15 protein-coding genes are annotated in these 13,783 nt (G+C 35.7%); 6 read left to right on the forward strand and 9 right to left on the reverse strand.

Going from position 1 to position 13,783, the window contains the following annotated elements; genetic code table 11:
• The 6 genes from B2X72_RS14660 to B2X72_RS14685 all read right to left on the reverse strand — a co-directional run.
• Nucleotides 1–367, reverse strand: a 367-nt coding sequence (locus B2X72_RS14660; RefSeq protein ID WP_286850218.1) for a hypothetical protein, incomplete at its 3' end; no start/stop codon positions are given.
• The gene (locus B2X72_RS14665) at nucleotides 364–774 is read right to left on the reverse strand and encodes a hypothetical protein (RefSeq protein ID WP_286850220.1); all 411 of its coding nucleotides are present in this window, start codon (nucleotides 772–774) and stop codon (nucleotides 364–366) included. The genes B2X72_RS14660 and B2X72_RS14665, both read right to left, overlap by 4 nt.
• A gap of 51 nt (nucleotides 775–825) precedes the next feature.
• Entirely contained in the window at nucleotides 826–1,242 is a 417-nt protein-coding gene (locus B2X72_RS14670) for a hypothetical protein (protein WP_286850222.1), read from the reverse strand.
• 53 nt (nucleotides 1,243–1,295) lie between these two features.
• Nucleotides 1,296–1,832 (reverse strand): antirestriction protein ArdA, encoded by a 537-nt coding sequence (locus B2X72_RS14675; protein WP_286850224.1) that lies wholly within the window; start codon nucleotides 1,830–1,832, stop codon nucleotides 1,296–1,298.
• A gap of 632 nt (nucleotides 1,833–2,464) precedes the next feature.
• Nucleotides 2,465–3,088 carry a hypothetical protein gene (locus B2X72_RS14680; protein WP_286850226.1) on the reverse strand — a complete coding sequence of 208 codons (624 nt, stop codon included), beginning with the start codon at nucleotides 3,086–3,088 and terminating at the stop codon, nucleotides 2,465–2,467.
• Nucleotides 3,089–3,239: 151 nt separating this feature from the next.
• A complete protein-coding gene (locus B2X72_RS14685) occupies nucleotides 3,240–3,866 on the reverse strand; it encodes a hypothetical protein (protein WP_286850229.1) in 627 nt (208 codons plus the stop codon).
• A 369-nt stretch (nucleotides 3,867–4,235) separates the two neighbouring features.
• On the opposite strand from B2X72_RS14685, the gene B2X72_RS14690 reads away from it, so the two are divergent.
• Entirely contained in the window at nucleotides 4,236–4,598 is a 363-nt protein-coding gene (locus tag B2X72_RS14690; protein WP_286850232.1) for a hypothetical protein, read from the forward strand.
• Between the two features lie 38 nt (nucleotides 4,599–4,636).
• Here B2X72_RS14690 and B2X72_RS14695 read toward each other — a convergent pair whose 3' ends face one another.
• Nucleotides 4,637–4,885: a hypothetical protein gene (locus B2X72_RS14695; RefSeq protein WP_248932210.1), complete on the reverse strand. Its 249-nt coding sequence runs from the start codon at nucleotides 4,883–4,885 to the stop codon at nucleotides 4,637–4,639.
• Nucleotides 4,886–5,089: 204 nt separating this feature from the next.
• Between B2X72_RS14695 and dinB the strand changes: the two genes are divergently transcribed.
• The 3 genes from dinB to B2X72_RS14710 all read left to right on the forward strand — a co-directional run bounded on the left by dinB (nucleotide 5,090) and on the right by B2X72_RS14710 (nucleotide 9,902).
• The gene (gene dinB, locus B2X72_RS14700) at nucleotides 5,090–6,271 is read left to right on the forward strand and encodes a DNA polymerase IV (protein WP_248932211.1); all 1,182 of its coding nucleotides are present in this window, start codon (nucleotides 5,090–5,092) and stop codon (nucleotides 6,269–6,271) included.
• Entirely contained in the window at nucleotides 6,252–9,188 is a 2,937-nt protein-coding gene (locus tag B2X72_RS14705) for a DNA polymerase III subunit alpha (RefSeq protein WP_286850235.1), read from the forward strand. The genes dinB and B2X72_RS14705 overlap by 20 nt, the downstream gene beginning before the upstream one ends.
• Before the next feature lie 132 nt (nucleotides 9,189–9,320).
• Nucleotides 9,321–9,902, forward strand: a complete 582-nt coding sequence (locus B2X72_RS14710; protein ID WP_248932213.1) for a hypothetical protein — start codon at nucleotides 9,321–9,323, stop codon at nucleotides 9,900–9,902.
• A gap of 194 nt (nucleotides 9,903–10,096) precedes the next feature.
• On the opposite strand, the gene B2X72_RS14715 is transcribed toward B2X72_RS14710, so the two are convergent.
• Together B2X72_RS14715 and B2X72_RS14720 are read right to left on the reverse strand one after the other, a co-directional pair.
• On the reverse strand, nucleotides 10,097–10,588 hold the full coding sequence (locus B2X72_RS14715) for a hypothetical protein (protein ID WP_286850237.1): 492 nt from the start codon (nucleotides 10,586–10,588) through the stop codon (nucleotides 10,097–10,099).
• Between the two features lie 7 nt (nucleotides 10,589–10,595).
• Entirely contained in the window at nucleotides 10,596–11,870 is a 1,275-nt protein-coding gene (locus tag B2X72_RS14720; RefSeq protein ID WP_286850240.1) for a C10 family peptidase, read from the reverse strand.
• A gap of 405 nt (nucleotides 11,871–12,275) precedes the next feature.
• On the opposite strand from B2X72_RS14720, the gene B2X72_RS14725 reads away from it, so the two are divergent.
• Nucleotides 12,276–12,647: a hypothetical protein gene (locus tag B2X72_RS14725; RefSeq protein WP_286850243.1), complete on the forward strand. Its 372-nt coding sequence runs from the start codon at nucleotides 12,276–12,278 to the stop codon at nucleotides 12,645–12,647.
• A 107-nt stretch (nucleotides 12,648–12,754) separates the two neighbouring features.
• Nucleotides 12,755–13,555: an SOS response-associated peptidase gene (locus tag B2X72_RS14730; RefSeq protein WP_286850245.1), complete on the forward strand. Its 801-nt coding sequence runs from the start codon at nucleotides 12,755–12,757 to the stop codon at nucleotides 13,553–13,555.
• Nucleotides 13,556–13,783: the final 228 nt, after the last annotated feature.

Genomic DNA, 13,783 nt, shown 5'->3' on the forward strand with positions numbered 1-13,783 from the left:
AGTATAGTGCGGAATATGCACCCGAAAGAATTGCATGTCTGTATTCGTCGTGAATATATACTTCGCCAGCAGGTAAATGTGCTGTCGCTATTCTACAACAATTTCGTCCGCTTCTGATACAGAGATAAAGATCCAAATCTTCACCTCTCTCTTGCCCTATTAGCAGCGTTTCATCAGTAGGCACTCCACCTGGAAGTGCCTTGTTGATATTTGGATCATTGAATTTTATACTAGCCATTCGATTGAACCACTGAATACCTTCATGTGATGCTAGACGATTTGCAAACTGCACCAGTTCTAATGGTCCCCTCGTATTTTCTAAGCCGAATAATACGCTCTCAATACTAAAAATCATGTTTGTTCTCATAATTTAAATATTTTATGTTCTACATTTTTTTTCTGACCAAGAAGTAAGTGAATCGCTAGTCTCGCTTGCAAACTACAATGTTCACTCTCGGCATATTGAAGCAAACAATTTGAAGTAAATACAGCAAAAAATCCATAAAACAATTGATCTGCAAAGACCTTTGGATTACGGTATAATGCGACATTAAATTTCCTCAATAAATGTTCGATATCAGTGACCAGATTGTACCAAAAACCGACCGATATAAAAGTTTTACTTTGCCAATTATTTCGGTAATATTCTTCCTCACTTCTAAAATATTCGGTTTCATTTTTTATAAAATCTACCCATTCTTTGAGTAATTCAGGAAATAGTCCCGCCAGTACATGTCCCTTGTCTACAAATGTCATTTCTTTTAATGCTTTCATCTTTTTAATTTTATTTTGATTTATAAGTATGTTTTTATGATTTCCTTGTAGTTAGTCCCTATCAATGAATTTTTCTATGATCGCAGCTACGTCACTATTCGTTAATTCCGCAAAGGCTGTGGCAGATTTCCTGGTTTTAAAGATCCTACCGTTCACCTTCCATTCGATTTTTTTACCATAGATATACATAGGAATACGATAGGCATTGAAATTTGTCCATTTAATCTCTTCGTCACGCTCTACTTTCGCCGGTTGGATAATTACTACATCGGATGCCCCCTCAAACTGATTTGTTGTTAGCAGTAATTTTTTGTTTTTGTCGAAGATCTCGAACCGAACAAAGTCCAAATCATGAAGAATTATTTTGAACAATTCTTCGGTATCAAAGTGGAAATTCAATAGTAGATTTTCATCGAATTCTCTAAATGTCAGTACTCCTATATTATTCTTATTAATTCTTGTTTTCATCTGTCTGAATTTTATAGGCGACCCAAGATCGGATCGCCTGGTTGAAAAAATAATTATGATTCACGGAAAACAAAGCCATCTTCAAACCAATAATCGCTCATGAACAGATCTCTTGCGAATGCCTCGTAGTCAAAATATTGTTTGGCAATTGAGGGTAGATCATACAGCTCTCCAACGATCTCCCTTGCAAAATCCTCTTCATCATCGTAATCACCTTGAAAGTGTTCTTCAAAATTGGATATGAGGTCATAAATTCCCTCCCTAGCCAAGTTTCTACTGCGGTTATTGCACCATACAAAAAATGGTTCTTTATAATTTTCATCCATTCCTTCTATTGCTTCAAGGACTTCAAAAATGTTCGCACAAATACTATATTCACTAATTAGCTCATCTGGAAGATTTTCGTAATCCTGGTACATGTATTCTGGATCTTCCTCGTCTGCGTGGAGTTCCTTACAGGCATCGTAAAATTCTTCTATGTCTGAATAGTCAGATAATTCAAGCCATTTACCATATAATGATCCAGTATTGTACTTATAGAAAGTTCCAACATACACCCTTGCTTCTGAGATATTTAATTGATGTATCATGTCTTTAATGTTTTAATGGTTCGTGAATGGATTTTTGATTTATTCGGCAATGAGAGGAGGTGCTTGTTTTCGTTTTCTTTTTTGTTCTGTTTCCAATGCGTTTTAATTCTCATAGCTGACATTTTTTTATTCGTCTAAAGAGCCGGAGTATGCTTTTGCTTCGTTTTCATGAACAGAAGAAGGTTAGTATCTAGGAAGATAAAAGGTTTTTGGAAAAAAAATACTACCCAAAGGGCTGGAGATTATTTTTTCAAAACTCGCTATGACCTTTAGAATCCGTAATACGTCTTACCTTCGTTCTTGAAACGAATCAAAAAGGGCATATTGGATCTTGACAGATTAAGTGGAAGCAAATGGGAATTGCGTTGGAAAAGGAATAAAAAGGACAATTCTATTCAAATGAAATTTCAACTATTTAAAATCTTAGAGGCTAATAATGAAGTTCCTCTTGAATTCAGGTATTACTTTGGGAGAAGCACACTGATTCAACAAGTAAAATAGTTTGCACGGATTTGATATTATTATGCCCTTACAAATTTGTAATCTACTAATGTCTTAATAGAATTTAAAGAAAGGATATTGGCTATATAAAAAAGAAGCCCCATTTTATGAGGCTTCTAATTATTTGGGAGTTATTTAAGTTTGGTATATTTCTTATCTCCGTATGCAATGATCTCGTTTTCACCGCTCCGTCTGACCGTGATCGTAGCAATCCCCATACTACCGATCAACAAATGCTTTTTACTGTCGTAAGCCAGCTTCTTTTTACCCAGAAAACCGCTTACATAAAAGTACGAGTCACCTTCTTTAACGATCTTCAACGGAACTTCTTGCTCTACTTCACTTTTCCATTCACCTACAAAAAAATCCGGATCATAATAGGCATCATATGCTTTCTTGTATTCTTCCGCTTTTTCCTTAGAAACTTTAGAAAAATCCGCTCTTTTGTTCCCGATGCTCATTTTCATTTTATCGGTATCTTCTAACAGATTCATCAAAATAGTAATCGAGGCAAGACCATTGGTTATTTGAGCGCTAAGTGTCTTTTCATCTTTATTATATGTAGCAGGCGCATCTATGTCTTTGCTATTGAGATACAGCTTATCACCTTCCTTTTTTATTTCTAACACTTCGGAGTGTTCTTTCCCATCTTCAATCCAATAGCCGATATATTTATCTTCCCTGGATTGGGAACAGGAATAAAAAAAAGATAATACTGGTACAAGAAGGATTGTTAAGATTCTATTTGTTTTCATTTTGAATTATAAGGTTCAGTTTCGTTGTAAGTATATATCTTATTAAATATATCCCCAAATATTCTCGACAAACCAATAATCGACCCATACCAAATAGGTGATTTACTCGATCAATTACATATTCAGAAAAACAGAGCTTAGAAGGAAGGGACTATTGAAAAGTCCAGTCGAGAATGTTCCAAATAGACTTTTCAACCTGCTCAATACATTCCTTACTATTGAAGTCCATATTATAGAATATACTAATTTCACTTTTGGATTGCAGAACATAAAAATGTAGGCCGGACAAAAGAACAGATATAAGAGTTCTCAAACGTAAATTATCATCATTGATAACTTGCGAAAAGGGGAAAAATAAATTCCATCTCTTTTCTACTCTTATTGAAAGGTCATCCAGATCAGGATTATTTTCTTGTAGGGTAGACATAATAATCCCGTGCATTTCTTCATCATGTAAAAAGATCTGAAAAAGACTTTTCATGTATGCGTTAAGAAGTACATTTGATTTAGTTTGATTAGATTTTAAAAGATTATTCAGTGTTATTAAACCGGAACCGCCCCAATGATCTTTAACTTTAAAATATGTATTTAAAAGAGATGTCGCAGAATCAATATTGATAGAGAATTCACCGATAGAATTTTTATCGGCAGAAGATTCATTCGATATAGAAAAGTTTGTTAAATCTATATCGCTTAAAACCTTTTCCATTTTCTCAACCATATTTTGGGTTACTCGTTGTGAGTTTTTCGCTTTTAAATTATATATCCTTCCTTTCATATCTCCTATTTAAATTAAAAAATATATTTGGCTACTGAAAATGGCTTAATACTAAAAGAGTGTATTAGATTTCTAAATATGCGAAAGAATTAATCTCTTCGAAAACATATAAAATTATTTTACTTTTTTTTAGGGTTATAAAATCCATTTACCGATGCAGTCCTCTGATTCGAAAAAAATAAAACAGCGTATAATATGGCAAATGAGTCTTTTGAGTTGTACAAATACTCAAAATTTGCGCCGATAGTACATTAACCCTACCTTCAAAAGTAGAATATATATATTAAACCTCCAAATTTCGGAAATTATTCCCCGTAATTTGGAGGCTATAAATTCTGTTTGACGGATTCTAGTGTACAGTTTTGTATTATGGAAGAGTCAATCGGAAGATATATCCAAAGAACGTTACGATACAAAGGTATTTCAAATGAAGTTGCTGGTCAGGCAATAGGCATATCCGAATCTGCTTTTGAAAAAATTCTGACGAAAGATGATATTTTACTGAGTCGCCTTCTTAAACTTTCCAAATGTGCTGGAGTTAACTTCTTAGACTATCTAAATGATAAAGATCCTATAGCAGCATTCAAAAAAGAAGAGCAACAGAGATCATTGGAGGAAATTGATATACTCAACCAAAAGTTGAAATTAAAAGATGAAATAATTCAAGAAAAGGAGCGCACTATTTTGCTCCAACAGCAATTGATCGACGAATTACGAAAGCAAATCGTTTAAAATAATCCATTTCCATACTAAAAGGCCAGTTGGATTATTTAATCAGATATAATCCATCCGTTCTCTGTCTTAAACAGAATCCGACCGTACCTTAAATCTTCCTCATTAAAAAATTCGATAGCATCATCCAAAGTAATCAAGTCGTCCTCAGCCAACGGTGTAATTGATACATCCTCGATAATTTCTTCTAATGATTTTTTTGAAGGGTGATATGCATAACTATTCTTCTTTCTATATAAACAGGTATACCCGTCCTTTCTTAATTTGATCAGCTCGTCTCGTATCATAAATATGATGTTTCTCAATAAACCTACAAAGCACGCGAATAGTTTTCAACACTTAAAATAAATTTTATAGGACTAATAATCAATTAAATAGGACAATAACACAATTTATTATTCTACAATTTACTAAAAATATTAGTAATTTTGATTAGGCAATCTTCTTGAAATTTTTTGAAAGTCAAGACCTTAAACATTGCCAAAAATTGTATGGAACGGAATATTGTGCATTGTGATCTTGATACATTCTTCGTATCGGTTGAACGGCTACAGAATAGCAAGCTTTTAAAACAACCGGTTCTCATCGGAGGAACCGGAGATCGAGGAGTGGTAGCTTCATGCTCCTATGAAGCTCGAAAATATGGCGTACATAGTGCAATGCCCATGAAACTGGCATTAAGAATGTGTCCCGAAGCCATTGTAGTAAGAGGCGATTACGATCAATACAGCAAATATTCCAACATAGTCACAGAGATTATATCAGAAGAAACGCCAAGCTTTGAAAAGGCCAGCATTGATGAACATTATTTGGACATCTCCGGTATGGATAGATTTTTCGGTTGCTGGAAATGGACACAAAAGCTCAGAAACCGCATCATGAGAGAAACCGGGCTTCCGATAAGCTTTGGACTGTCTAACACCAAGACAGTCTCGAAGATTGCAACCGGTGAAGCAAAGCCCTGTGGAGCGCTACACGTAAATAGCGGAACCGAAAAAGACTTTTTGGCTCCCTTATCCATTCGCAAAATACCAATGGTGGGTCAAAAGTCCTACACATTATTGAGGAATATGGGTATCTCCAGAATTATCACCCTACAACGTATGGAAGTTTCTACCATGCAAAAAGTATTGGGTGAAAATGGGATAAGCATTTGGAAAAAAGCCAATGGTGTTGATGAGAGTCCTGTTTTACCCTACCGTGAACAGAAAAGTATGAGCAAAGAAACCACCTTTCAAAATGACACTATTGATATGGATATCTTGAAAAAGACGCTCATTGGCATAGTTGATATGCTTGCATTTGAACTGAGAAAGGATGAAAAACTTACAAGTAATGTAACTCTTAAAATAAGGTACAGTAATTTCGATACGCATACTCAACAGATAAAGATAGCTTATACCAATTCTGATCAAAAGCTAACGGAAGTTGTTTTATCACTTTTTAAGAAATTATATAGTAGAAGGATGCTTATCCGCCTTATCGGAGTCAAATTCTCAGGATTGATCTATGGCTCCTATCAAACCGATTTATTTAATGATTCCGTTGAAGATGTGAATCTCATGCAGGCGATGGACAAAATAAGGAAACGCTATGGGACGGAATTTTTGATGAAAGCCATCTGTGCCCCAATTCCAGAGAAAGGAGGTCGCTATGCTCCTAAATCTTCATAGTTACTATAGCTTACGGTATGGTACTTTAAGCCCGAAGGAACTTATTTCAGGGATGCTTGCCAATGGCTATGATACAGCTGTCTTAACGGATATAAACAATAGTTCCGGCTCATTAGAATTTATCAAAGAGGGACTAGCCGCCGGTCTCAACCTTTTAACCGGGATGGATTTTCGTGAGGGTAGTCAACAAAGGTTCATAACCATAGCAAAAAATAAAGAAGGCTTCAAAGAAATCAATGAGTTCCGTACAAAGCTCAATATGGAAAATCGTCAAGTTCAAGAGCGGAGTCCAGAATTTGACAATGTCTTTGTCATATATCCATTATCCTCAGTTGGCAAATTTGAGTTACGGGAATATGAGTATATTGGCATAAAACCGTCAGAGCGGACGAAAGTCATGTTAATGGAAAAGCGGACTGTCGAACGCTGCGTTATCTTGGCACCAGTAAGTTTTAGAAAAGAAGATTATACCCTTCACCGACAGCTCCGTGCTATTGACAATAATCTGCTTATCTCCCAACTTGATAGTGAACAGATCGCTCCTGATGACGAATATTTTATTTCCAAGGCAAAGCTAATGAGATTGTTCGCTGAGCTACCATTGATCTTGGCCAATACCAACAGGTTATTGGGCCAGTGTTCTTTTAATTTCAATTTTACAAGTGTAAAGAACAAAGCAACTTTTACAGGTAATCGCTACAATGACAAACAGCTCCTACTTAAATATTCAATGGACGGTTTTCAACGGAGATATTCAAAAAATGACAAGATTGCCATTGAACGTATTAAACGGGAACTGGAGATTATCGAAAATCAACGTTTCTCTTCTTACTTTTTGATAACCGATGATATTTGTAGATACGCACGTTCCAGACAATTTCATTATGTAGGTCGTGGATCTGGTGCGAATCCCTGCGTAGCATATTGTCTTGGAATAACAGACGTCGACCCTATTGCATTAAATTTGCCTTTTGAACGATTTCTGAACCCGAAACGGAAATCACCGCCAGATTTTGACATAGATTTCAGCTGGGCTGAACGAGACGAAATGTACGATTATATCTTCAATCGTTACCAAACAGGACATACTGCTCTCATGGGAGCTATGAGCACGTTTCGTTCCCGTAGTATCCTCCGGGAACTTGGAAAAGTATATGGTCTACCAAAAGCCGAAATAGATCGTCTGGTTAATGAACCTGAGCATCTTCTCAATAAAAATGAAGTGACAAATACGATATTGAGCGTTTACAACAAGATGGCGGACTTTCCTAACCAAAGGACTATTCATGCCAGTGGCGTATTGATTTCAGAAGAACCTTTAACCTGTTATTCGGCGATGGATAACCCGCCGAAGGGACTTGCGACCATGCAGTTTGATATGTACCTCGCAGAGGATATTAATTTTGAAAAATTTGATATTCTGTCCCAGCGTGGCATAGGACACATCAAAGACTGTAAATCCATTGTCCGTGAAAACTTAGGTAAGGTCATTGACACAGATAATCCCAAACGATTTTTTTCGGATCCCAGAATTGCGGATCAGCTTCGTTCGGGCGATACGATAGGATGCTTCTATATAGAGAGTCCCGCAATGAGGCAACTTATCACAAAACTTAAGTGCGATGATTATCTAACATTGGTAGCTGCATCAAGCATTATCCGACCAGGTGTTGCGTCCTCAGGTATGATGGCAGAATTTATCAAACGGCATCATAATCCAAGCACAGTTATCTATCCACATCCTGTATTTAAAGAGCAGCTTGAAGAGACGTATGGAGTAATGGTGTATCAGGAAGACGTAATGAAAATTGCAAACGCCTTCGGTGGACTGGACATGGCGGATGCTGATGTATTGCGCAGGATGATGTCAGGCAAGTATCGAAGTAAAGACCACCTGATCGAGATCGAAGACAAGTACTTTAATAATTGTAGAGAAAAAGGATACGATGAAAAAATCAGTCGGGAGATATGGCGGCAAATGGAAAGCTTCGCAGGATATTCATTCAACAAAGCACATTCCGCTTCTTTCGCTGTTGAATCTTACCAAAGCTTATTCCTGAAAACATATTTTCCGTTGGAATTCATGGTATCAGTTCTGAACAATTATGGTGGCTTTTACAATCGGAAAATTTATGTGAATGAAGCGCGCGTTTCAGGAGCAAATATCTGCTTGCCATGTGTCAATAAATCTAATTATAACACGGCTATTTTTGGAAAAGATATATATCTGGGATTCGACTGCCTCCAAAACCTAGAAGGCAAGTTAGCCACAAAAATAGTCGAAGACCGTGAGCTAAATGGTGAATATCATAATTTGGAAAATTTTACTAAAAGAACTGGCGCCGGATTGGAGCAAGTGGTAAACTTGATCCGTGTTGGTGCTTTACGATTTACCGGTGATAGCAAAAAGCAGCTCCTTTGGGAAGCGCATCTACAAATGAGTAAACATAAACCTGTGCCGGCAGGTAATTTATTATTCGAAACAGAATCCCGAAAACCGATTCTTCCACCATTGGAAGAAAATACATTGGAACATTATTATGACGAAATCGAATTACTCGGTTTTTGTGTAACCGGAACATTATTCGACCTTGTTAAAAGTGAATTTCGTGGGGATGTTCTTGCAACTGATCTTTGTCAATATGAAGGAAAAACGCTCCGTATGGTCGGGGATTTTGTATGTGAAAAGTTCGTCAAAACTAAACGTGGTGAGCTTATGAAATTTGGAACTTTTTTAGATTCTCATGGAAAGTTCTTTGACACTGTTCACTTTCCCAAAACGCTGAACCAATATCCCTTACGAGGAGCGGGGATTTATCTCATCGAAGGAAAAGTAGTAGTAGAATATGGTTGTCCTTCAATTGAAGTGCTCCGATGTGCCAAAATGCCTTTGAAAGCTGATCCACGGAGTGAATAATTTAAACAATCTAGGATACATTATAATGCGAAGATAGATAGCGGTTTCATAAAATTAAGTAATTAAACAATTAATAACTGTAGCGTTTTTCTATTGCAAACCGTAATATTCATAATCAAATACACCATAATTATGAGGACGATAATATTATTTTTAGCAATCATTTCCATTGGACTATATTCCTGCGACAAAAACGGGAATCCCTTACCAAGTTCAAATAAACTGGAAATACAGAAAGATGGGATTACTTATGTAGATGCAAGACATATAATACTCACACCTGGGGCACCTAATAGTCCATTTCTAACTTACAATCCCCCACCAACTGAATCATATCAGCAGTATAAGGAAAACGTCACATTATCGGCATCTCCATATACAAAAGGTGAAAATCCCAAAGGATTTAACATTTCCATTTATTGTCCTGTAACCGGAGGAGTTGTTTTAAACAAGAAATATGAAATAAAGCCTAATGCTGGAAAAGAAAGAATCCAAATTGAAAGAGGAGACAGATATTTTGATGATTGGGACAATGCATTTATTCGATACTCTGAAAATGATAAATTTTATTATTATGGAACAGGTTACATCATGTTCACTCATTTTGATGATGGTGGAAGTCCAAGTAATACCAAAGGTTCGGGAACTATAGAATTCTCGATCCCAAATGAAAACGGCGGCAGAACATCTTTGAAAGGAACATTCAAGTTATAGAACCTCCAACCTGAGAGTTAATTTACTTTACATGAAAAAAAGTGAAAATCAATTTGCTCATAATAAGTCAATAATAAATGCTCTAAAAATAGCATTCTAGTGATAAGAAAATAAAAAAAACCACTTTTGGATTTCCCCTAATAGTGGTTCATTATAAAACCTAATTATGAAAGATAATTATTTTTGAGGTTTTCCTATTCAGCCAACTTGGCAAGTCTGACAGAAATAGGATGACCAAGTTGGTTTTTTGAAATCTCCATTCCATTCACAAGTATTTGTGAATAACCTTTAGAAGCACCAGAACTCTCAACTTTTAATTTGATTGATATTTCTGCATATCCTTTGACTACTAATATACTTTCTGCATAACCATCACTTTGCGGAGTAAGATTTCCAAAAACTTTAAGTACTTTCTCTTTTAGGCTTTCTTCATGCACTATATCCATATGTTTAGGAAGGTCTAGATTCGAATTATTTTGAATTTCTCTTTTACCTTCTTTGTTTACATAATATAAATCCAGATCACCTATTCCAAAGGACGCTCCTTTTGACTCAAAGATATTATTTCCATCTTCGTCTGACAAAGCTAAACGCACTTCGCTATAAACATTTACACTGTTAATTCCTTCTTCCTTCTTACAAGAAAATAATGTGAGAAGTATTATCAATAATCCTAGTTTTTGCATATTGTAATTATTTTTTAATTGAATATACCATTCCTCTTTTATATTGGAAATTTAATCCATTTCCAGCATCCGCACTTGCAAATCCAAACCAGCCGTTATTAGATCCTCCCCATCCCCAATTCATGTGAAAATAAAGGAAAGATGCACCACCTGTCCAAGTACCATCGGGGTTTTGCTCACCACAGCTTGTACCTCCTCGGACTCCATCTACAACCCAAACATGTCCACCATCATAAGTATGAAAAATAAATCCACTTTTATTGCTATAACCACTTAAGATAACAGGACGATTAGCTTGAATTTCACTTTTTACAGTATTATAATTAAAATCAGCGGCAGTTGCAGTAACTGAGTATCCAAAGGTATTTTCCAAAGCGTAAGGAATATCATTCAGATTAGCGGCAGCCCCAGTTCCATTACAGTCCGGTTTAGAATTCACTGAATTTGCAACATCACGCATCAACTTAGAAATTTCATCTGCACCTGTAGAAACATCCCAATAGCCGGACACAGCATTAGGCATAATACTATAATTATATGAAGATGGATATTGGTGATATCTCATCACTTGGGCCATCGCCGTCGCTACACAACCGGTATATGCTTTAGCGTTACAATAATAAGGTGTACATGCTAGATCAGGCATTAAATTATTATAACCGCCACTCTGATTCCAAGTTGTTTGTAAAAGAGGGCCAATTTCAAAACCAGTTGGTTCACATCCTCCTGCAGGAGGGAAAAATCCAGCAACTTTATCAGTAGATGCTCTTTTCACATTAACTGTTGGGACATCTCCTCCTAAAAGCTTGACGTAATTTCCCTTTTTCAAGAGGTTTTCTCCATTCACATTTTCTCTTGTGCCTGATTTTAGCTCCTCTATCTGAAGTTTATTTTCATATAACCACGCTTCTGTTGCGGCTGGTATGGTGTCGGATGGAAAGTTTGTCTCATCGGAATATGCTAATACCGGATTAGACCGACGATCTGCGGCCAAAATTATAAATCCCCCCTTCCCATAATTAAAAATACGCATTAAAGGAGTCCCATCTTCCGATATAATTTCCTTTTTTAAAGTTGCATTGGTATTTCCAATATTTAATTTAGTTGATGCTTTTTTATTTGCGTCTCCTAAAATAAAATAATGTAGTGAGTCTGCGACCTTAATACTTTCACTTAATGGGATATAATACTCATCCTTGTTTAAAGCATCTGGTTCAATACCTTGATTTTTACATGAAACCAGTAAAAGGCCACTTAAAAATAAAATAAATAGTTTCTTCATTTAGAATAATAAAAGTTAATATGGGCCAAAAGTATTTATATCAAAGAGTATCCAGAAAAAATCTCGACAAACTGTAGTTTGACCTAGATAAAATGTATTATATGCTAGATAACCGAGGGAATTAGATTAATACACGACAAACTGTGTTTCGACCAATTCAACTTATGAATATTCCTAAACGGAATGTCAAACCAATAGTAAGCTTTAACTTATTTTGCACGTTAATAATTGACAGTGAATATTTCAAAGAAGTATATTGATAATAAACATTTAGATATAAATGAAAGTTGATAACTTTAATATATGCTTTATAATCCGTTTATGCAATTGACCCAAAATTCCTTCCATGAGCTGGTCGAAACAGGTTATAATTATTTTATTTTCCAGCGTTTTGAATGGCCCGATGTGAAAGAAAAATCAGGTTTTCTTTTAACTCCATACGACGATCAGATGCCGGCCAAATTACATGCCCACCACCTTGATATAAAAGAGGGCAAGCTATTACAGCTTCCTGAAGATGCTGAAAAAATAGAAAAATTATTAAAAACTGGATCGGGTTATCGCATTTTTCTCAATCAAATCAAAGAAGGGAATTGGAGTAAAAGAATGCTTAAAATGTATGATAAGAATATTATAAACTACCTCAGAACAAAAACAAAATTTCAGAGAAAAAATCCAATTGATATTACTTTCACTCTGGAATATGGGAGGGTGATAGCGGTCATAACAGATGGTCAAACTACCAAAAAAGTTGCCGCTTTGGAATTATTGAAATAGCAAAATATAAATTCCATCATTTTAAATCTTATCGAAACTGACACCTAATCCATTATTGTTTGTTTATATTAGGATAATATATAGAATTACACCAAAATATAGAAATTATGTGCTGGGACATTAGCTTACATACAGATATAGAAATTGTTAAATCTGCATTCCCAGGTTTGAGGGATGAGCGCCGACAACTGGATTATAATTATGATTATATGGAGAATGTACAAGCCATAACATTCCCAGACTATCCAATTATATATAAGGAAAAAGATTCTGAACAGCTTGCTATCAGAGAAATGCAATGGGGTGTTCTGCCTACTTATATAACTGACCCCAAGTTGCAAACGGATAGACGTCGAAATATGATTAACGCGCGAAGCGAAAGGATACTTGAAGATAAAAAATCATACTGGTATAGATTACGATCCCAAAGATGTCTGATTCCAGTTTCTGGAACATATGAACATCGTGCAATAAATGGATGGAAAAAGAAAGTCCCCTATTATATCGGACAGGAGGGGCGGGAGATATTCTATATCCCTGGGCTATATCAGTTTCATGAATCCTATGACCAAGAAGGCGTGGTCGAAAAAGTAGGATCATTCGCCATGTTAACAAGGACTGCAAACGAACTAATGGCAAATATACATAATGATGGGCCGAACAAACATAGAATGCCTTTATTTCTTACACCTGATTTAGAGAAGAAATGGATATCCAATATAAATGAAGATGATATGGCCTCCATTTTTGCCTATGATATACCGAGTCTAGCTTTAGAGTCATACCCCGTTTATACCCTAAGAGGATATCCAAACCGTCCAGATGGCAAACATCGTTACGACCCATTTGAAGGTTGGGAAGGACTCCCTCCATTGGGTAATGACAATTTGCAACAATCATTATTTTAACAAGAAACTTGAATTCAACTCATTATATTGATAAAAACCACTGCTAGAATCATCTAACAGTGGTTTTTATCTACATCAACCATCCTGTTATAATTAGGAAATACAAAAGGAATAAGTTGTCATAATTAATCTTTCGGAACGAAACTATGCTGGTACTATTTCAACTTAATTTTTAACTCGCTTTTATTTTTAATATTTCCAATTAACCGATCAGTATTAAAATAAAAT

It is taken from the genome of Sphingobacterium sp. UBA7253 (genome assembly GCF_002472745.1).
Classification (GTDB): Bacteria; Bacteroidota; Bacteroidia; order Sphingobacteriales; family Sphingobacteriaceae; genus Sphingobacterium; species Sphingobacterium siyangense.

Coding starts and splice junctions, on each gene's coding strand:
- B2X72_RS14665 (WP_286850220.1), bottom strand. CDS start 774: ATGAAAGCATTAAAAGAAATGACATTTGTAGACAAGGGACATGTACTG.
- B2X72_RS14670 (WP_286850222.1), bottom strand. CDS start 1,242: ATGAAAACAAGAATTAATAAGAATAATATAGGAGTACTGACATTTAGA.
- B2X72_RS14675 (WP_286850224.1), bottom strand. CDS start 1,832: ATGATACATCAATTAAATATCTCAGAAGCAAGGGTGTATGTTGGAACT.
- B2X72_RS14680 (WP_286850226.1), bottom strand. CDS start 3,088: ATGAAAACAAATAGAATCTTAACAATCCTTCTTGTACCAGTATTATCT.
- B2X72_RS14685 (WP_286850229.1), bottom strand. CDS start 3,866: ATGAAAGGAAGGATATATAATTTAAAAGCGAAAAACTCACAACGAGTA.
- B2X72_RS14690 (WP_286850232.1), top strand. CDS start 4,236: ATGGAAGAGTCAATCGGAAGATATATCCAAAGAACGTTACGATACAAA.
- B2X72_RS14695 (WP_248932210.1), bottom strand. CDS start 4,885: ATGATACGAGACGAGCTGATCAAATTAAGAAAGGACGGGTATACCTGT.
- dinB (WP_248932211.1), top strand. CDS start 5,090: ATGGAACGGAATATTGTGCATTGTGATCTTGATACATTCTTCGTATCG.
- B2X72_RS14705 (WP_286850235.1), top strand. CDS start 6,252: ATGCTCCTAAATCTTCATAGTTACTATAGCTTACGGTATGGTACTTTA.
- B2X72_RS14710 (WP_248932213.1), top strand. CDS start 9,321: ATGAGGACGATAATATTATTTTTAGCAATCATTTCCATTGGACTATAT.
- B2X72_RS14715 (WP_286850237.1), bottom strand. CDS start 10,588: ATGCAAAAACTAGGATTATTGATAATACTTCTCACATTATTTTCTTGT.
- B2X72_RS14720 (WP_286850240.1), bottom strand. CDS start 11,870: ATGAAGAAACTATTTATTTTATTTTTAAGTGGCCTTTTACTGGTTTCA.
- B2X72_RS14730 (WP_286850245.1), top strand. CDS start 12,755: ATGTGCTGGGACATTAGCTTACATACAGATATAGAAATTGTTAAATCT.